17 protein-coding genes are annotated in these 17,654 nt (G+C 60.8%); 12 read left to right on the top strand and 5 right to left on the bottom strand.

Annotation, left to right across the window (positions count from 1 at the left end):
- Positions 1-4: 4 nt before the first annotated feature.
- Positions 5-1,162 carry an LLM class flavin-dependent oxidoreductase gene (locus tag AC2YI2_RS16770; protein ID WP_487387637.1) on the bottom strand — a complete coding sequence of 386 codons (1,158 nt, stop codon included), beginning with the start codon at positions 1,160-1,162 and terminating at the stop codon, positions 5-7.
- Between the two features lie 98 nt (positions 1,163-1,260).
- Between AC2YI2_RS16770 and AC2YI2_RS16765 the strand changes: the two genes are divergently transcribed.
- The 3 genes from AC2YI2_RS16765 (at position 1,261) to ku (AC2YI2_RS16755) (ending at position 4,245) form a co-directional block, all read left to right on the top strand.
- Positions 1,261-1,974 (top strand): GntR family transcriptional regulator, encoded by a 714-nt coding sequence (locus AC2YI2_RS16765; protein ID WP_487387636.1) that lies wholly within the window; start codon positions 1,261-1,263, stop codon positions 1,972-1,974.
- Between the two features lie 13 nt (positions 1,975-1,987).
- Entirely contained in the window at positions 1,988-3,169 is a 1,182-nt protein-coding gene (locus AC2YI2_RS16760) for a Gfo/Idh/MocA family protein (RefSeq protein ID WP_487387635.1), read from the top strand.
- A 281-nt stretch (positions 3,170-3,450) separates the two neighbouring features.
- A complete protein-coding gene (gene ku, locus AC2YI2_RS16755) occupies positions 3,451-4,245 on the top strand; it encodes a non-homologous end joining protein Ku (protein ID WP_487387634.1) in 795 nt (264 codons plus the stop codon).
- A gap of 3 nt (positions 4,246-4,248) precedes the next feature.
- Here the strand turns inward: ku (AC2YI2_RS16755) and AC2YI2_RS16750 are convergent, their stop codons facing one another.
- The gene (locus tag AC2YI2_RS16750; RefSeq protein WP_487387633.1) at positions 4,249-4,389 is read right to left on the bottom strand and encodes a hypothetical protein; all 141 of its coding nucleotides are present in this window, start codon (positions 4,387-4,389) and stop codon (positions 4,249-4,251) included.
- Between the two features lie 3 nt (positions 4,390-4,392).
- Positions 4,393-5,238, bottom strand: coding sequence for a non-homologous end joining protein Ku (ku, locus tag AC2YI2_RS16745; protein ID WP_487387632.1), 846 nt, complete (start codon positions 5,236-5,238; stop codon positions 4,393-4,395).
- A gap of 296 nt (positions 5,239-5,534) precedes the next feature.
- Here ku (AC2YI2_RS16745) and AC2YI2_RS16740 point away from each other — a divergent pair, with 296 nt between their 5' ends.
- The 7 genes from AC2YI2_RS16740 to AC2YI2_RS16710 all read left to right on the top strand — a co-directional run bounded on the left by AC2YI2_RS16740 (position 5,535) and on the right by AC2YI2_RS16710 (position 13,026).
- On the top strand, positions 5,535-6,278 hold the full coding sequence (locus AC2YI2_RS16740) for a FadR/GntR family transcriptional regulator (protein ID WP_487387631.1): 744 nt from the start codon (positions 5,535-5,537) through the stop codon (positions 6,276-6,278).
- 40 nt (positions 6,279-6,318) lie between these two features.
- Complete coding sequence (locus AC2YI2_RS16735; RefSeq protein WP_487387630.1) at positions 6,319-7,293, top strand: sialic acid TRAP transporter substrate-binding protein SiaP; 975 nt, start codon at positions 6,319-6,321, stop codon at positions 7,291-7,293.
- Between the two features lie 66 nt (positions 7,294-7,359).
- Positions 7,360-7,932 (top strand): TRAP transporter small permease, encoded by a 573-nt coding sequence (locus AC2YI2_RS16730; protein WP_487387629.1) that lies wholly within the window; start codon positions 7,360-7,362, stop codon positions 7,930-7,932.
- A gap of 3 nt (positions 7,933-7,935) precedes the next feature.
- A complete protein-coding gene (locus AC2YI2_RS16725) occupies positions 7,936-9,342 on the top strand; it encodes a TRAP transporter large permease (protein ID WP_487387628.1) in 1,407 nt (468 codons plus the stop codon).
- 14 nt (positions 9,343-9,356) lie between these two features.
- Positions 9,357-10,400, top strand: a complete 1,044-nt coding sequence (locus AC2YI2_RS16720; RefSeq protein WP_487387627.1) for an L-idonate 5-dehydrogenase — start codon at positions 9,357-9,359, stop codon at positions 10,398-10,400.
- 9 nt (positions 10,401-10,409) lie between these two features.
- Entirely contained in the window at positions 10,410-11,606 is a 1,197-nt protein-coding gene (uxuA, locus tag AC2YI2_RS16715; RefSeq protein ID WP_487387626.1) for a mannonate dehydratase, read from the top strand.
- A 1-nt stretch (position 11,607) separates the two neighbouring features.
- Positions 11,608-13,026, top strand: coding sequence for a mannitol dehydrogenase family protein (locus AC2YI2_RS16710; RefSeq protein WP_487387625.1), 1,419 nt, complete (start codon positions 11,608-11,610; stop codon positions 13,024-13,026).
- A gap of 360 nt (positions 13,027-13,386) precedes the next feature.
- Here AC2YI2_RS16710 and AC2YI2_RS16705 read toward each other — a convergent pair whose 3' ends face one another.
- Together AC2YI2_RS16705 and AC2YI2_RS16700 are read right to left on the bottom strand one after the other, a co-directional pair.
- Positions 13,387-14,640, bottom strand: a complete 1,254-nt coding sequence (locus AC2YI2_RS16705) for a type II toxin-antitoxin system HipA family toxin (protein WP_487387850.1) — start codon at positions 14,638-14,640, stop codon at positions 13,387-13,389.
- Positions 14,633-14,962: a helix-turn-helix domain-containing protein gene (locus tag AC2YI2_RS16700; protein WP_487387624.1), complete on the bottom strand. Its 330-nt coding sequence runs from the start codon at positions 14,960-14,962 to the stop codon at positions 14,633-14,635. The genes AC2YI2_RS16705 and AC2YI2_RS16700 overlap by 8 nt, the downstream gene beginning before the upstream one ends.
- A gap of 132 nt (positions 14,963-15,094) precedes the next feature.
- Between AC2YI2_RS16700 and AC2YI2_RS16695 the strand changes: the two genes are divergently transcribed.
- The gene (locus AC2YI2_RS16695) at positions 15,095-15,535 is read left to right on the top strand and encodes a DUF302 domain-containing protein (RefSeq protein ID WP_487387849.1); all 441 of its coding nucleotides are present in this window, start codon (positions 15,095-15,097) and stop codon (positions 15,533-15,535) included.
- A gap of 343 nt (positions 15,536-15,878) precedes the next feature.
- Entirely contained in the window at positions 15,879-17,648 is a 1,770-nt protein-coding gene (locus AC2YI2_RS16690) for an SLC13 family permease (protein WP_487387623.1), read from the top strand.
- The last annotated feature ends 6 nt before the right edge of the window (positions 17,649-17,654 follow it).

The raw sequence follows: 17,654 nt of genomic DNA, 5'->3' as shown, positions 1-17,654 counted from the left end.
TGCGTCACCGTCTCTCTCCATTTCCGAGGGGTGTCACCGGCGTCTCCGAGGGCACGCGGCCATAGACATGCGGCAACGAACAGGTCTTGAGCTGAGGCAGAACCTTTGTTCCGAAATGCTCCGCCTCATCGAGGTGCGGATAGCCGGACAGAATGAAGGCGCGGATGCCCATCTTCCTGTAGGCCTCCAGTTCCGACAGGACCTGGTCGGTCGAGCCCACGAGTGCTGCGCCGCAGCCCGATCGCGCCCGGCCGATGCCCGTCCAGAGATGCGGCTCGACATAGCCGAACTGATCGGCGAGTTCGCGGGCTCGCGCCTGATGGGCGACGCCGAGCGAGATCGAGTCATGCGCCCGCTCCCGGATCAGCCGGCCATATTCGTCATCCAGCTTGGAGACGAGATGCTCGGCATAGTCACGCGCTTCCTTCTCGGTATCGCGGACGATCATGTGGACCCGCAGGCCATAATCGAGGACGCGGCCATGTGCCTCAGCCCGGGCGTGTATAGCTTTCATGCGCTCGGCCAGCACGTCCCTGGTCTCCGGCCACATCAGGTAGACGTCGCATTGGGCGCCGCAGAGTTCGAGCGCATCAGGCGAGTAGCCGCCGAAATACAGCAGCGGCCCGCCATTCTGCTGGTAGGGCTTCGCGGGTCCCGTCGGCACGCCCTCGAACTGGTAGACCTCGCCCTTGTGGTCGATCGTATCGCGCGTCCAGGCCTGGCGGAGGATCTCCACCACTTCATGGCTGCGCCGGTAGCGATAGGCGCTGTCGGCGACCTCGCCGGGGAAATCCGAGCTGATGACATTGAGCGTCAGTCGGCCCTTCAGCATGTGGTCGAGCGTGGCAACCGTGCGCGCCAGCATGATCGGCTGCATCTCGCCGCAGCGGATTGCGGCGAGGAAGTTGATCTTGTCGGTGATCGGCGCGCAGCCTGCGACGAAGCTCAGCGTATCCTGCCCGACCTGATAGGACGACGGGCATAGGATATTGCGGAAGCCGAGCGCCTCTGCCTTCCGGGCGATCGCAGAGCAATGCTCCCAGCTCGAACGCAGGCGGCCGTCGGGCACACCGAGGAATTGATAATCGTCCGAGCACAGCGCGGCGAACCACGAGACCTCAGCCGCATCGACGTCTTCCGAACGGACGGGCACCACGCTCATGGGCGCTTCCTCCAGCCAATGAATTTCTTCTTGCGTAACATCTCAAATGATGTAGATCAATAGTGTATCAATTTTTCCCAGCCGAGCCGATTTCTGCCTTGGAACCGACCTCCTCCGCCCCCGGCAGCCTGCCGATCTATCTCCAGGTCACCGAACTTATCGTCCGTGATATCGCGGCCGGCCGGTTGATCGACGGCGAAAAGCTGCCGCCGGAACGGGACATGGCGGTCGAGCTCGGCATCGCTGTCGGCACGCTGCGCAAGGCATTGGGGGAACTGCAGAATCGCGGCCTGCTGGAGCGCGTCCAGGGATCGGGCAATTACGTACGCGCGATCGCGGACCCGAAGAGTGTCTATGCCATGTTCCGGCTGGAACTGGTCGAGGGTGGCGGCCTGCCCACGGCCGAAGTCCTGTCGGTCGATCGCCTGCCGAAGCCGCCGGAACTGCCGGAATTCGGCCAATCCAGAGATGCTCACCGCATCCGCCGTCTCCGCCGTCTCAACGGCCGCCCCGCGGCAGTCGAGGAGATCTGGCTCGACGGAAGTTTCATCGATGTGCTGAACCGGGAAGCATTGTCCGAGAGCCTCTACCTCTTCTATCGCACCACGCTTTCGCTCTGGATCGTGCGCGCGGAGGATCAGGTGGGCCTCGACTATGTTCCCGACTGGGCGCCGGACATATTTGGCCAGCGGCCGGGTAGCCCGGCGCCGCATGTTCTGCGCGTCAGTTACGATCAGAATGGCAAGCGTGCCGAGGTCTCGCGCAGCTGGTTCGATTACACGGTCGCCCGCTATGTGGCACGCCTGAAATAGAAGGGATGAAAGCGTGAAAGCGAGTTACGGCATTATCGGTTGCGGCATGATGGGCCAGGAGCATCTCCGCAATATCGCGCTGCTTCCTGAAAGCCGGGTCACCGCGATCTTCGAGCCCGATCCCGGCATGCGCAAGGCGGCAAGTGAGGCCGTCCCCGACGCTATCATGGTAGACTCCATCGAGGCGCTGCTTGCCGTCGAGGATGTGAACTGCCTACTCATTGCCAGCCCCAACTACCTGCACCGGCAGCAGCTTGAGGCGATTGCGGCGATCCGCCCCCTCCCCGTCCTGGTCGAAAAGCCGCTGTTTACGGCGCCGGAGGATGCCCCGCGCATCTCCGCGCTCCGGGCCAGCTATCCCGCCCCGATCTGGGTCGCGATGGAATACCGCTACATGCCTCCGGTGGCCAAGCTGATAGCAGAGGCCGAGGCCGCGACCGGAGGCATCCGCATGCTCACCATCCAGGAGCACCGCTTTCCTTTCCTCGAAAAGATCGGCGACTGGAACCGGTTCAACCACAAGACCGGCGGCACGCTCGTCGAAAAGTGCTGCCACTTCTTCGATCTCATGCGGTTGATCCTGAAATCCGATCCGGTGCGCGTGATGGCGTCCGGCGGCCAGGCCGTGAACCATCTCGACGAGACGTATGACGGCGAGCGCTCTGATATCTGGGACCACGCTTATGTGATCGTCGACTTCGCCTCCGGCGCCCGTGCCATGCTGGAGCTCTGCATGTTCGCCGAGGGCGCGCGCTATCAGGAGGAAATCTCGGCTATCGGTCCGAAGGGCAAGATCGAGTGCCTAGTCCCGGGTCCAAGCCGGTTCTGGCCGGCGCATCTCGGCAAGGCTCCCACGGGACAGATCATTGTCTCGCCGCGGGATCCGAAGGGACCCCACGCCATAGAAATCCCGGTGGATCCGGCGCTGCTCGAAGCCGGTGATCACAATGGCTCCACCTTTTACCAGCACCAGAAATTCCAGCGCGCCATAGCCGGTCTGCAGCCGGTGGAGATCACGCTGGACGACGGTTGGTGGGCGGTCGCGATGGGGCTGGCAGCACAGCGCTCGGCAGTCACGGGCCAAGGGATCGCGTTCGAAAATGGCTCATCGCCCGTTTCGAATGATTACCTTGCGAAGTCCCAGCCAAATTTGACTGCACATTTGGAGGCAGCAGGTCAAAACCGTCATCCGTGATGACGTCCTGGCGACCGGAATAAACGCATGTATCTGCGCCAGCACGCCACGTCATCGTGTCGTCTACCTTGCCTCCATCGAGCGTGCCATTGCCAGCAGCGCCGCGATCGAGTCAGTTCCACCTCGGCCGGATGCCGTTTCGGCGCCCTCTCGCAACATAATCTTGTCATGCTGGTTCGACCCGCAGACGTGCGTGCCCAATGCAAAGGCTTCTCGCCCTTCATCGGTCGGGAACCCCGCGGATATGTGGGCCGTTTCAGGATATTGAAACGGAGTTCGCCATGGCGCCGCGCACTTTCTGGAAGGGCTATCTCAAACTGTCGCTCGTCACCTGCCCCGTGGCGATGATGCCGGCGACCAGCGAGGCGGAGAAGATCAGGTTCCATACGCTCAATCGCAAGAGTGGCAATCGCGTGGTCTCGCGCTATGTGGACAGTGTCACCCGCAAGCCGGTTGATGAGGCCGACGAGGTACGCGGCTACCAGCGCGGCGAGGATGACTATGTCATGCTCGAAGAGGATGAACTGGACGATGTCGCGCTCGAAAGCACGCGCACGATCGACATCGAGACATTCGTGCCCTCAGACGAGATCAGCTGGATCTGGTACGACAAGCCGCATTACCTGCTGCCCGACGACAAGGTCGGCGAGGAGGCTTTCGCCGTGATCCGCGAGGCGATGATGACAAACAAGGTGGTCGGCATTGCCCGGCTCGTGATGTATCGCCGCGAACGGGCCGTGCTGCTCGAACCGCGTGATCGCGGCATCATCCTCTGGACGCTCCGCTATGGTGACGAAGTACGCAACGCCGAGGACTATTTCACCGGCATCGGCAAGGAAAAGTCCGAGCCTGAACAACTCACGCTTATGAAGAAGTACATCAAGGCGCGGACGCGGAAATGGGACGCGTCGCTGGCCGAAGACCCGGTGCAGGAAAACCTGCTCCAGGTCATCGAATCCAAGAAGAAGAAGCGGCAGAGCCGCCCAGCCAAGGCCAAGGTGGAGGAGCCGCCAAGCAATGTCATCAACATCATGGATGCGTTGAAGGCCAGCCTTGCCAAGGGCCGCGAGAAGTAGCGGCTACTTTGACATCTTCGGCACCGGCTTTGCCGCCGCCGCCCGGAAATTTTCCCATGGATCTGCCTTCAGAGAACCCAGTCGTTGTGATGCATTGAGCATCGTGAAATAAGCACGCTTGGCGTGATAGGTATCGAGCGCCATGGCTTAACTCGCCTTCCGCATTGGGGCGGCGCGCTTGGCAGTCTTCCGGCTCGGCGTGCGCTCGGCCGGCTTACTGTCGTCGTTGGCACTGCGACGTAGGGCATCGAGCAAATCGGAGGGCTTGGTTTCCTTCAGAGGCTTGAGTTTGCGAATCTTGCGGCCCTCGGTCTTGGCCTTTACCAGTTCGGCGAGTGCTGCCTCATAGCGATCATCGAATGTTTCGGGATCAAAGTGGCCCTTCTTGGTCGCGATGATATGGCCGGCGAGATCGAGCATCTCCCTTTGGATCTTGAGCTTCGGAATGTCGTCGAAGGCTTCGCTGGCCGGACGGATCTCATAGTCATAAACGAGTGTATTGGCGACCAGTCCGCGACCGTGCGGACGGATCAGCAATGTTCGGTAGCGGCGGAAGAGGACAGTTCGCGCGACCGCTGCGACATTGCTCTTGGTGAGGCCTTCATGAATCAGCGCGAAGATTTCCGCCGACTGCTTGTCCGATGGTGCCAGGTAATAGGGTTTGTCAAAGAAAGTATCGTCGATATCCGTGCAGGCGACGAATTCTTCGATCTCCAGCATCTTGTCGGCCTCCGGCACGGCGCTTGCGACCTCGTCGGGTTCGAGCTCGACATAGCGGCCATCGCTGACCTCATATCCTTTGACCTGATCCTCGCGCTCCACCGGCTCGCCGGTATCGGAATCGACGAACTCCCGGTTCAGCCGGTTTCCCGTCTTGCGATTCAGCATGTGGAAGGAAATGCGTTCAGAGGTGGAGGCGGCTGTGTAGAGTGCCACTGCGCAACTGAGTTCGCCGAGCTTGAGATAGCCCTTCCAATTCGCCCTTGGCGCCACGACAACACTCCTCGGCCTGGGTTTCGATGGGACACGAGAAGAATGAATCTACCGCTGTGACGGTTCCGTCTTACTAGGCGCTTGCCCAGATTTCCGCTCCACCAGCACACGCGGCCATCTGCCCGGATCCCAACGATGGATCGTCGATGATGCGGCAATCGTGCAGCACTCTATTGCGAATGCTCAAACTAACTCGCGTCGCAAATCTGATTGACAAAATTCTTGGGACCAATACAACACGTCATATTGGTATGACCACTTGGCCACTTGGCCTATTCCTGAGGTCGGAAGAAAAGATGTTTGTCGCGGTGGAATCGCAGCGTCTCTATCGTCAGGTTGCAGACCAGATGCGCGGTCTCATTGAATGCGGCGAACTGGCGACTGGTTCCCGCCTGCCTGCTGAACGCGAACTTGCGCAAATGCTTGGCGTATCGCGCCCGACGATCCGTGAAGCGCTGATTGTGCTCGAGGTGGAGGGTTTCATCGATATCCGCATGGGCTCAGGCATCTACGTGACGGCGCGAAAGGCGCCATCGGCCGAGCTGCCGCCCGAGGATTTCGAAGGACCGTTCGAGCTATTGAGGGCGCGCGCTGTCGTGGAATGTGCCGTCGCCGAAGAGGCCGCCCGACTTGTCCGGCCCGACCACATTGCTCAGATGGATGAAAATCTCTCGAAGATGGCGCTCGCACTCGAGGACCGGCGGCAGGCTTTGGCGCTCGACCGCGATTTCCACGTCATCGTCTCGGGCATCATCGCCAACGCGACGCTCAATCGCTTCATCGGCAGCATCCACGACATGCGGATGACGCCTTATTTCGAGAAGCTAGCCAGCTATTTCGAGAATACCGACACCTGGCGGGCGGCGATGGAGGAGCATCGCGCCGTCCGCAACGCGATCGCCTCCGGCGACCCTGCCGCCGCGCGTGCGGCCATGAGGGCTCATCTTGAGCAATCCCAGATCCGCCTGTCGAAGAGCTTCGAAGAGGAGACCGTCGACGGCACCATACCCGCCGCGTGGAGGCGCGTCGGCAACATTTGACCCACAGGATTCCCTGGCGTCAACTTAGGAGGAGAAAGTTATGAAATTCGGATTGACCACGTTGCTCGGCGCGACGGCCCTTGCCTTGGCCTCAGCGTTGACCGCTCAGGCCCAGACCGTGCTGAAATGGGCGCATGTCTATGAGACGTCGGAACCCTTCCACACCGAATCGGTTTGGGCCGCAGAGGAGATCGGCAAGCGCACCGAAGGCCGCTACAAGATCGATGTCTTCCCCGCCTCGCAACTCGGCAAGGAAGCCGATCTAAACCAGGGCCTCAAGCTCGGCACGGTCGACATCATCATCTCGGGCTCGAGCTTTGCCGCGCGCGAATATGCGCCCATCGGCGTAACCTATTTCCCGTATATCTTCCGCGACCCCGCACATCTGATCACCTATACCAAGAGCGATGTCTTCAAGCGTCTTGCTCAAGGTTATGAAGAGGCATCGGGCAACCACATTACTGCGGTTACCTATTACGGCACACGCCATACGACATCCAATCGGCCAATCGCCAAATGCGCCGACATGCAGGGCCTGAAGATGCGTGTGCCCGATGTGCCTGCCTATCTTGCCATGCCGCGCGCCTGCGGTGCCAACACGACGCCGATCGCCTTTGCCGAGGTCTATCTGGCACTCCAGAACGGCACCGTCGAGGCGCAGGAAAACCCGCTCACCACGATCGAAGCCAAGAAGTTCTATGAAGTCCAGAAGCACATCGTGCTCACCGGCCATATCGTCGACCATCTCAACACGCTCATTTCCAAGACCCTGTGGTCGCAATTGTCAGACGCCGACAAGCAGATCTTCACCGAAGTGATGCAGCAGGCTGCCGAACGTGCCACCAAGATCATCGAGGAGCGTGAGCAGAAGCTGGTTGGCACCTTCAAGGACAAGGGCATCGATGTTGCCGAGGTCGACAAGTCCGATTTCGAAAAGACCGTCAACGAAACGGTCAAGCTTGAGGACTTCGGCTACGTGAAGGAAGACTGGGACGCCATCCGCGCCATCAAGTGACCTAGCCGTGCCGGGCGCTCTTCAACAGGCGCCCGGCCCTCTGCACTCCACTCGCCGGATGATCCCATGTCACAGGAAGTCCATACGCCGATCACGCCGGAGGAACTCGCGCATTCCTTCGAGGATGCTGCGCCAGCCGCAGACATATCCCACTACGCATTCGAGGACTGGGTGACGCTCGCCATCTTCTGGGTGATGACGGGCTGCGTCTTCCTGCAGTTCTTCACCCGCTACGCGCTCAACAATTCCTATGCGTGGACCGAGGAGATCGCCACCAACTGCCTCATCGGCGTGGTGTTTCTGGGCTCCGTCATGTGCGTGCGGCTGTCGCGGCACATTCAGGTCGACGTGCTCTACCATTACCTCCCTGACCGGCTCGCGCGCGGCATGGCCATCTTCGTCGATCTCGTCCGCATCATCTTCTTCGCCTATGCCTGCTGGCTGATGTGGCGCTATGTGGCGATCGTCGCTCATGAGCGCATGGTGACCGTCAACCTGCCGCGCAGCATCGTCTTCTACAGCGTCTTGGCCGGCTTCGTGCTGATGTTCTTCCGCTCCATCCAGGTCTTCATCGCCAACCAGCGCCGCGGCTATTCGGTGCTCGAGCGGCCGGAAGAATTCCAGAAAATCGAGGATTGATCCATGCTGCTGCTCGTCGGTTCCTTTCTCGCCCTGATGCTGGTGGGCGTGCCCGTTGCGATCTCGATGGCCTCAGCCTCGGTTCTCTATCTCGTCATCTACAATGTGGCCCCCGACATTATCGCCGCCCAGCGCATGATCGCCGGCGTCGAGAGCTTTCCGCTGCTCGCCGTGCCCTTCTTCATTCTCGCCGGCAATCTCATGAATTCGGCCGGCGTCACCGGCCGCATCTATTCCTTCGCCGTCGCGCTCGTCGGCTGGATGAAGGGCGGGCTCGCCCAGGTCAACATCATCGGCTCGGTGATCTTCTCGGGTATGTCAGGCACGGCGCTGGCCGATGCCGCCGGCATCGGCACGATCGAAATCAAAGCAATGAAGGATCATGGCTATCCCGTGGAAGTCGCCGTCGGCGTCACCGCCGCCTCCGCGACACTCGGCCCGATCTTCCCGCCATCATTGCCTTTCGTCATCTACGGCATGATGGCCAACGTCTCGATCGGCGCGCTCTTCATGGCCGGCATCGTGCCGGGCGTCATCATGACCGTACTGATGATGGTCACCGTCGCCATCTTCGCCTACAAGCGCGGCTGGGGCTCCGATACGCCCTTCGAGATGAAGCGGCTTCTGTCGGCCTCGATCGAAGTGGTCGTCGTCTTCTCGTTTCCAGTGCTGGTCTATGTGCTGATGGCCACCGGCCTGTCGATGAATATTTCAGTCGGGATCGCACTTGTCGCACTGCTCGCGCTGGACTGGTATTTCGACTTCTCCGCCGTCATGGCGCTGATGACGCCGATCATCCTTATCGGCGGCATGACGATGGGCTGGTTCACGCCGACAGAAGCCGCGGTCGCCGCAGTACTGTGGTCACTTTTCCTCGGACTGGTTCGCTATCGCACAATGACCATGTCCACACTCGCCCGCGCAACCTTCGACACGATCGAAACGACAGCTTCCGTGCTATTCATCGTGACGGCGGCATCCATCTTCGCATGGCTGCTCACCGTCAGCCAGGCAGCCCAGTTGCTCTCGGGTGCGATCCTGTCGATAACCGACAACAAGTGGGTGTTCCTGATCCTGGTGAACCTGCTGATGCTGTTCGTCGGATGCTTTCTCGACACGATCGCGGCCATCACCATCCTGGTGCCGATCCTGCTGCCGCTGGTCACCCAGTTCCAGATCGATCCCGTGCATTTCGGGCTGATCATGACGCTCAACTTGATGATCGGGCTCCTGCATCCGCCGCTCGGCATGGTGCTCTTCGTTCTATCGCGTATCGCCAAGCTCTCGGTGGAACGCACCACGATGGCTATCCTGCCCTGGCTCGTTCCGCTCTTCATCGCGCTCATCCTCATCACGTTCGTTCCGGCCGTCACCCTCTGGCTGCCGACGCAAGTGGGTCTGATCCGTTGACCGGGAAAATGACCATGCGCACGCGTCTCACCCGACTCTATGGGCAGCGCGATCTCCGGGTCGAGGCGGCAGATGTCGCCGAGCCCGGCGAAGGCGAGGTGCTGGTGAAGATGGCCGCCGGCGGCATCTGCGGCTCCGATCTCCACTACTACCAGGACGGCGGCTTCGGCCCTGTCAGGGTACGCGAGCCGATCATTCCGGGTCATGAAGCCTCCGGCCATATCGCGGCGCTGGGATCTGGTGTCAGCGGCCTCGCCCTCGGCGATCTTGTGGCAATCAATCCGAGCCAGCCCTGCGGCGCGTGCCGTTTCTGCCGCGAAGGTCTCGCGATTCATTGCCTCAACATGCAATTCCTGGGCAGCGCAATGCGGCTGCCTCATACGCAGGGCATGTTCCGCGACTGGCTCGTGGTTCCCGCAAAACTATGCCTCCCAGCCGGCAAGATGGTGAGCGCCGGCGAAGCTGCCTGCGCCGAACCGCTTGCCGTCTGCCTGCACGCCGTGTCGCGGGCAGACGGCATCAGCGGCAAGCAGGTCCTGGTGACCGGGGTTGGGCCGATTGGGGCGCTTGTCATCGCAGCCGCCCGCCATGCCGGCGCCGGCGTGATCGTGGCGACTGATCTCGCCGATGCCGCGCTTGAACGCGCGCTGGCCTGCGGCGCGACCCGCGCGATCAACGTCAGCCACGACGCCGAAGCGCTTGCCGCCTATGAAGCTGAGAAGGGTCAATTCGACGTGGTGTTCGAATGCTCGGCAGCCGAGCCGGCCCTCCGCAGCGCCATCGCCACGGTCAGGCCGCGCGGCACGATCGTTCAGGTCGGCGTGACCGGCGATATCACGCTTCCGCTCAACGCCCTGGTTGGCAAGGAGCTCCAACTCATCGGCACCCAGCGCTTCGACGGCGAATTCGCACAGGCGGTTGACCTGATCGCGTCCCGTACAATCGATGTCCGGCCGATCATCTCTCACACCTTGCCGATCGATCAGGCCGTCAGCGCCTTCGAACTGGCCAGCGACCGATCGACGGCGTGCAAGGTGCAGCTCAGCTTTCTCTCCTGAGGAATTCATATGCGACACACATGGCGTTGGTTCGGACCTGTGGACAAGGTGAATGTGCAAGACGCCGCCCAAGCGGGTGCGCATGGCATCGTCAGTGCCCTCCATCACATTCCGACGGGCGCCGTCTGGCCCAAGGAGGAGATCGCCAAACGGCAGGCGGAAGTCCGGGCGGGCGGACTCGAATGGGACGTCGTCGAAAGCGTCCCGGTCTCCGAGAACATCAAGACGCAGACTGGCCCATGGCGCGAACATATCGCCAACTGGCAGGAGACGCTGCGCCGCCTCTCTGCGGCCGACATCCGCACCGTCTGCTACAATTTCATGCCGGTGCTCGACTGGACCCGCACCGACCTGCGCTGGACCGCACGCCATGGCGCCAAAGCCATGCGCTTCGACCGCATCGACTTCGTCGCCTTCGACCTCTTCCTGCTCGTGCGACCCGACGCGGCGAAGGATTACGATGAAGAAACGCGCGATCGTGCCGCGAAGCGCTTTAGCGAAATGACTGACGAGCGTCGGCTTGGCCTGTCGCGCAATATCGGCGCCGGCCTGCCCGGCTCCGCCGATGGCTACAGCCTGCCGCAACTCAGGGAGCATCTCGCAACCTATGCCGGAATCGATCGGGAAAAGCTGCAGCGCCATCTTGTCGATTTTCTCGCCGAGGTGACGCCCGTCGCCGAACGTGCAGGCATCAACATCTGCGCCCATCCGGACGATCCGCCATGGGCGCTGCTCGGCCTGCCGCGGATCCTGTCCTCCGCGGAGGACTACGCGTTCATGCTGCGCGAGGTCGACAGCCCAGCCAATGGCGTGACCTTCTGCACCGGTTCGCTCGGCGCGCGCGCTGCAAACGACCTGCCGGCGATGGTCCGCCAGTTTGCTCCGCGCATCCACTTCATCCATCTGCGCAATGTGCGACGCGAGGAGGCCAGGACGCCGTGTTCATTTTACGAAGACGAGCATCTCGAGGGCGATACGGACATGGTGGCGGTCATCGCCGAAATTCTGAAGGAGGAGAAACGGCGCGACAATATGGGCCGGGCGGATCACCAGATCCCGATGCGTCCCGACCACGGCCAGGAAATCCTCGATGACCTCACCCGTGGCGCCCAGCCCGGCTATCCCGCAATCGGCCGCCTCAAAGGCCTGGCCGAACTTCGCGGAATCGAGCGTGCACTTTCGCACGCAGACTACGGGCTAACCTGACATGGAGCGCCTGTCCGCCTCGACGCGGCTTCCCGCCGTGGTCACCACGCCCGCCTACGATCGCGGCATGCTGAAGCCGGGCATTCTCCACATCGGCTTCGGCGCGTTTCACCGCGCGCACCAGGCCGTATTCACCGATCTCGCGCTTGCACAGGAATTCGGTGACTGGGGAATCATCAGCGCAAGTCTTCGCTCGATCGAACCCATCAGCGACCTCAAGGCGCAGGATCATCTCTTTTCGGTAACTGCCCGCAGTGCAGCGGGGGATGACGTGCGAGTCGTGGGATCGGTGATCGGCGGACTTACGGCAACGCAGGACGGAGCCGCGCTGCTCGATCTGCTGGCGGACCCGGCGATCCGCATCGTCTCGCTGACCGTTACCGAAAAGGCCTACGGTCTCGACCCGGCAACCGGCCGCCTCGACCGCCAGCATCCGGCCGTCGTGGCGGATATCTCCAAACCTACCGCCCCCATCGGCGTGATCGGTTTCATCGTCGAAGGTCTTGCGCGGCGGCGCGCAGCAGGGACCCCGCCCTTTACCGTGCTCTGCTGCGACAACCTGCCGACCAATGGCCGCGTCGTCCGCCGGCTGGTGCTGGAAATGGCCGAGGCGCGCGATTCCGCGCTTGCGGACTGGATCGCCGAGCGCAGCGCCTTCCCGTCCACGATGGTCGACCGTATCGTTCCGGCAGCCACGGAGGAGACACGCCGGCGCGCAGCAGCCCTGCTCGGCGCCGAGGACAGACTTGCGCTCGATACCGAACCTTTCATACAATGGGTAATCGAAGATCATTTCGTCTCCGGTCGCCCGGCATGGGAGGCTGCCGGCGCGCTTTTCGTCAAGGATGTCGAACCCTACGAGAAGATGAAGCTTCGCGTCTTGAACGGTGCCCATTCGATGGTCGCCTATCTTGGCCAACTGACCGACCTCGAATTTGTCCGCGACGTGATGGCAGTTCCCGATCATGCGGCGCGTGTGAGGCGGCACATGCAAGCAGCAGCGCGAACTCTCGACCCTGTGCCAGGCCTCGATCTCTCAGCTTACCAGGAACAACTACTGGAGCGTTTCTCCAATCCGACGATTGCCCACCGCACGCGCCAGATCGCCATGGACGGCAGCCAGAAACTGCCGCAACGAATCTTCTCAGCCGCGGTCGACGATCTTGCGGCCGGCCGCGATGGTGCCGCTTTCGCCGATGCCACCGCCCTTTGGATCAATTACGTCGGCCGCACCGCCGATATCGACGACCCGCGGGCCGACCAACTGAAACAGGCGGCAGCTCTGATGACAGCCGACGATCCGTCAGCCACCTTTTTCGCCCTGCCGGGGATTTTTCCAGCTGAACTGCGGGATAGTCGGACGTGGCGTGATCGGATCAATCGGTCGCACGATCTTTTTCACGCCATGCGGTTGGATTGAAATACCGGATCGCACGCATAGTCGCGGCGAGCGCGAGTTGCGACGTAGAGTTTTCGCTCGCACGTATGATCCGGAACACTGCGAGCCGTCTTCGGAGTCCCGGCTAGCCCGTTCCGCGGCATACATGGTGTAATCGCGGGCATGATGCTCCTCCGAATCCGATCATGATCTTGGAAGGCGGTTCAGCACGCTGGCGGCGATGTTCGTTTCGGTGGTCTGGCTTTCGATGTTCCTGGCGTGCAGCCGGTCGCCGATGACCGACTTCCAGCGCCCGTGCTGGTAGCGAAGATCCTGAACCGGGTTTGGGAAGCGGCATGAGCTGATTGGGGTGACGCCGGCTCTCTGATCCTGAGCCGGCGTCTATAGGGCGCAGGTGCTGAGTATCGGCGTCATCAATTTCACATGTGCATCGATGCGTTGGAGAACGTTATCTGGCAAGGCCGCGCGCTCTGGGAGGCTCCACCAGCACGCGTTGACTCGCTCGACAACTTCAGCCACTGCCTTGAGAACCGCGGGCTCGGGAAGTCTTGCGCGATTGGCGAAGATTTTCCAACGCTGCGCATTGAGCGCCTTGAAGGAGCGCTCGCCTCCCAGCGACAGGGCCATCGTGTCCGTGGGAATATAGGGAATGGTCGATAGGACATCATAGACCGGCGCGAGTTCGGGCGTTAAGCCGTTGCCGCGGTAGATCAAAGACCAGTTCTTCAAGTGCATATCGCCATTGCCGGTGATCGCAGCTAGCGCGAGGCGGCGCATGAATTCAAGTGCCGCCTTGGGCGAGATAGCTGCGCCGAGCGCGGACGCGATGTCGTGATATGCCGCGCCCTCGTATTTTCGTGATGGATAAATGCCAAAGACCTGAGCGAAATCCTCGATATGGATGCGCTCACCACCAGCGCCGCGATCGAAGCGCCTGACGAGGAGTACCTTCCCCTCCGACAGCGTGTTGAACTCCTCGGGCACTCCTTCAAAGTCGGACTTTTCGACAAGTTCCCGTTCTGGTACTTCCATGCCGATCGCAGCGGCGAGTGCCAAGTTGGCGTACTCATTCTCCGATACGCTTGGAAACACCATCGAGGGGAACTTGGCAATATACTGCCCATGCTCATCCCCCATCGGGAAGGTGAGTCCTCCACCCTTGCCGGTGTTCTTCATGACCGAGAGCTTCATCTGCACGCCTGCAAGCGAGAAGCGCGCTCTCGGCTTGTCTTTTGACCTATCCTCAATGCCCCACTTGGTCCCATCGCCCTGCACAACGCGGACGGCGCCCGGCAAGTCGGTACCGAGCGCGGCCAGGAGATCAAAGTCGTTACCGGGACGCACATTTCCTGCATGGTGTTTTTCCATCGCCTCGCGCAGCTTGTCCTCGGGAAGCAGATTGGCGAAGAAGGCGGGCAGGGTTCTGGCGAGAGGTTTGGGATCCTTACGCAACCCTCCTCCCGCTGACCGGAATGACAGGCTGAGGACTGGGAAACCGCCTGTCGCGCGATAGGAATCCTCGAAGTTGAACGCGTTGAAGTCGCCAGGCGTCCGGACGATCGTACCGACCTTTAGATCGTTCAACAAAACTTGAAGCGAGGTGATGGCCTTGGGAGACTGAAATATCTCAGCCATGATCGTCGTCGTCCGGCCGAGAGACAAAAGCTGGGAAGTCATCGCCGTCATTCGGCCGCAACAAAGCCTCAACCGCCGGAACAACCGCCTGCGGGATCAGCATCACCTCCATTCCAAGCGCACGGGCGATATTAATCAGCGTTGTTGTGCGCGCCGCCGCGACCCCTGTTTCGATATCACGGTACCGTGGCCGCGATATGCCAGCGAGGTCAGCGACCTGTTCCTGCGTCATGGCGGAGGCCAAGCGTGCAGTTTTCAGTACGTGTCCGATGTCCTTTAAGAATTCTGAGTCCAACCCCATGATGATATCTATACGTTTCATCTCTCGCTAATTGATACGGATAGATATCATTTCTAGGCCCGTCAACAGATGAATAACTGTTTTCGGATCATCCTACGGCAAGATGATATGTTTTCATATCAAGGAGCGATTTCCCGAGCGTTCACCCTACTGATGGCGGCCGCGTTCGGCGCGACCTCAGGCAGTGTCGCACTCGCCGGCAAGCGCAACGGTGTCGTCACGCTCAAGAGCCGCTATTCGGTCAGCGAGACGGTCAAGATGATCAAAGCCGACGTCGCCGAGAAGGGCATCATGCTGTTCGACGACATCGACCAGGCCAAGCTAGGCAATGCCGCCGGCAATACCGTCAGGCCTTCCCGCCTGATCCTGTTCGGCAACCCGGCGCTCGGCACCACCTTCATCACGGCCGACCCGGCCTCCGGCCTCGACTGGCCGGTGCGGGTGCTCGTCTACCAAGCGAAGGACGGTTCCGTGAACGTCGCCTATAATGACTTCGACTGGATCGCTCGACGCCACGGCATCGGCAACCGTAAGAAGGAGTTCAAGATGGCAACCGAGGTGATCGAGTCCGTCACGTCATCCGTGCGGAAATGAAATTGGCTGTGTTTGGGCGGCCTGTCGCTCAAACACGCCTGCCCTATTTGAGGGCCTCGTGATGCTATGCCATTTAGCCCTGGTATTTCCCAGGCAGAAACAATTCCTTCATTCAGCTCCGGGATTTGGCGCAGTTGAAGGGAATCCAACCGGAGGCCGCATGCCTACGCAATCGGGCTGGGCCAGATAATCGTCCAGCACAGTTCCAACGCTGGTTGGCAGCAATCTGCGTTCACACTTCGGCCAACTGATACCCCCCAAAAAGGAATTCAAAAGTAGCCGTCAGAGCTTTGCACCTTTGGCACGGCTTCCGCGTTCTAGACAGATAACCGGGAACCCCTCCATGCGCATTGACCAATGGCTCGCCGTTACGCTGATCGTATTGATGATGGCAGCCTTCATATGGGGCCGCTTCCGCTATGACCTTGTAGCGGTTGCAGCGCTGCTCGTCGCATTGGTCGCAGGCCTGGTGACGCCAAAGGCGGCATTCTCGGGTTTCGCAGATGACATTGTTATCATCGTGGGCAGCGCCCTGGTGATCAGTGGCGCGATTTCGCGCTCAGGTATCACCGATGTCGCACTCCGTGGTCTGAAGCCTGAACGGCGGGGACCACGAGCCCAGCTTCTTATCCTCGTAGCGGTTGTGGCGGTGCTGTCAGCGTTCGTCAAGAATATCGGCGCCTTGGCGATCATGATTCCTGTCGCCATGCAGATGGCCCGAGCGTCGAACGTGTCTCCGTCGATGTTCCTGATGCCGATGTCATTTGCTTCCTTGCTGGGTGGGCTGATGACGCAGATCGGCACCTCGCCGAATATCATCGTCTCACGCGTGCGCGAGGAGATCACCGGCGCGCCATTTACCATGTTCGACTACACGCCGGTTGGTGCCGCTCTCACCATCGTCGGCCTCCTGTTCCTCGTGTTCTGTTACAAGCTTCTTCCTGCGAGGAGCAGTGCCGACCGAGCGCTCCACGAAGCGGTGGCGATCAAGAACTATACGACGGAGGCGGTTGTTACCGAGCAAACGCTCGCCGCAGCAGGATCGGTCGGCGCACTGCAGAAATTCGGAAGTGGCAATGCGATGATCATTGCCATCATCGGGGAAGGCGGTAACAAGCGCGCACCCCTTCCAGATAATACACTGAAGCTAGGGGATGCTCTCCTGCTCGAAGGTGAGCAAGAAGCCCTCGACAAAATAGTGAGCCAGGGGAAGCTAAAGCTCAAGGCCCAAGGCGATGCCAAGCCTGCCAGTACGGCGGAGACCGGCGCGGTGGAAGCCATCGTTGGCGAGAACTCGCGGCTGATCGGAAATAGTGCCAAAGACCTCTATTTGCTTCACACCGCGGGCCTGACCGTTCTGGCTCTAAGCCGACGCGGCCAACGCTTCGTGGAGCGGCTCGGCGACATCAAAATTCGGAACGGCGATGTGCTGGTCCTTCAAGGACACCTGCAGCTGCTCCCGGACTTGTTGAGGGAATGGGATTGCTTGCCCCTCGTCCAGCGTGATGTCCGGCTTGGAAGCGTGCGAAACGGTCTGATCCCGATCCTTATTCTGGCTCTGGCGATGGCAGGTACCGCCTTCGGCGGCGTACCGGTGGCAGCTGCGTTCTTTGCCGCGGCATTTCTGATCGTCGCGACGGGTGCCATGCCATTGCGTGACGTCTACAGTTACCTTGATGCTCCCATCTTGATCATGCTCGCGGCCCTCATTCCAGTCAGTGATGCGTTGCGCACGACAGGAACGACCGATGTCATTGCTGGGCTGCTGTCCACCACAGCAGCTGTTCTGCCGCCGTACGGCGCCGTCGCCCTGATTTTGATTGCCGCAATGGCCGTCACGCCATTCCTGAACAACGCCGCGACTGTGCTGGTCATGGCGCCGATCGCCGCAACTTTCGCCGAAAAACTCGGCTTTGCGCCAGACGCCTTCCTAATGGCGGTCGCCATCGGTGCCGGATGTGACTTCCTCACGCCGATTGGCCACCAGTGCAACACCCTCGTTATGGGTCCTGGTGGTTATCGATTCGGAGATTACTGGCGCCTGGGCCTGCCGCTATCACTCCTTATTATCGTTGTGGCTGTCCCTATGCTTTTGTTGGTTTGGTCAGCGTGAAGGAGA

This window comes from Rhizobium sp. SRI_017 (assembly GCF_057586295.1).
The sequence above is the reverse complement of the archived record's forward strand: the minus strand, read 5'-3'. Positions and strand labels throughout refer to the sequence as shown.

Excerpts from the sequence above, each read along its gene's own strand:
- AC2YI2_RS16700 (WP_487387624.1), bottom strand. The coding sequence starts at position 14,962 with ATGAAACGTATAGATATCATCATGGGGTTGGACTCAGAATTCTTAAAG.
- uxuA (WP_487387626.1), top strand. The coding sequence starts at position 10,410 with ATGCGACACACATGGCGTTGGTTCGGACCTGTGGACAAGGTGAATGTG.
- AC2YI2_RS16690 (WP_487387623.1), top strand. The coding sequence starts at position 15,879 with ATGCGCATTGACCAATGGCTCGCCGTTACGCTGATCGTATTGATGATG.
- AC2YI2_RS16720 (WP_487387627.1), top strand. The coding sequence starts at position 9,357 with ATGCGCACGCGTCTCACCCGACTCTATGGGCAGCGCGATCTCCGGGTC.
- AC2YI2_RS16725 (WP_487387628.1), top strand. The coding sequence starts at position 7,936 with ATGCTGCTGCTCGTCGGTTCCTTTCTCGCCCTGATGCTGGTGGGCGTG.
- AC2YI2_RS16750 (WP_487387633.1), bottom strand. The coding sequence starts at position 4,389 with ATGGCGCTCGATACCTATCACGCCAAGCGTGCTTATTTCACGATGCTC.
- ku (WP_487387634.1), top strand. The coding sequence starts at position 3,451 with ATGGCGCCGCGCACTTTCTGGAAGGGCTATCTCAAACTGTCGCTCGTC.
- AC2YI2_RS16710 (WP_487387625.1), top strand. The coding sequence starts at position 11,608 with ATGGAGCGCCTGTCCGCCTCGACGCGGCTTCCCGCCGTGGTCACCACG.
- AC2YI2_RS16705 (WP_487387850.1), bottom strand. The coding sequence starts at position 14,640 with ATGGCTGAGATATTTCAGTCTCCCAAGGCCATCACCTCGCTTCAAGTT.
- AC2YI2_RS16770 (WP_487387637.1), bottom strand. The coding sequence starts at position 1,162 with ATGAGCGTGGTGCCCGTCCGTTCGGAAGACGTCGATGCGGCTGAGGTC.
- AC2YI2_RS16735 (WP_487387630.1), top strand. The coding sequence starts at position 6,319 with ATGAAATTCGGATTGACCACGTTGCTCGGCGCGACGGCCCTTGCCTTG.
- AC2YI2_RS16730 (WP_487387629.1), top strand. The coding sequence starts at position 7,360 with ATGTCACAGGAAGTCCATACGCCGATCACGCCGGAGGAACTCGCGCAT.
- AC2YI2_RS16695 (WP_487387849.1), top strand. The coding sequence starts at position 15,095 with ATGGCGGCCGCGTTCGGCGCGACCTCAGGCAGTGTCGCACTCGCCGGC.
- AC2YI2_RS16740 (WP_487387631.1), top strand. The coding sequence starts at position 5,535 with ATGTTTGTCGCGGTGGAATCGCAGCGTCTCTATCGTCAGGTTGCAGAC.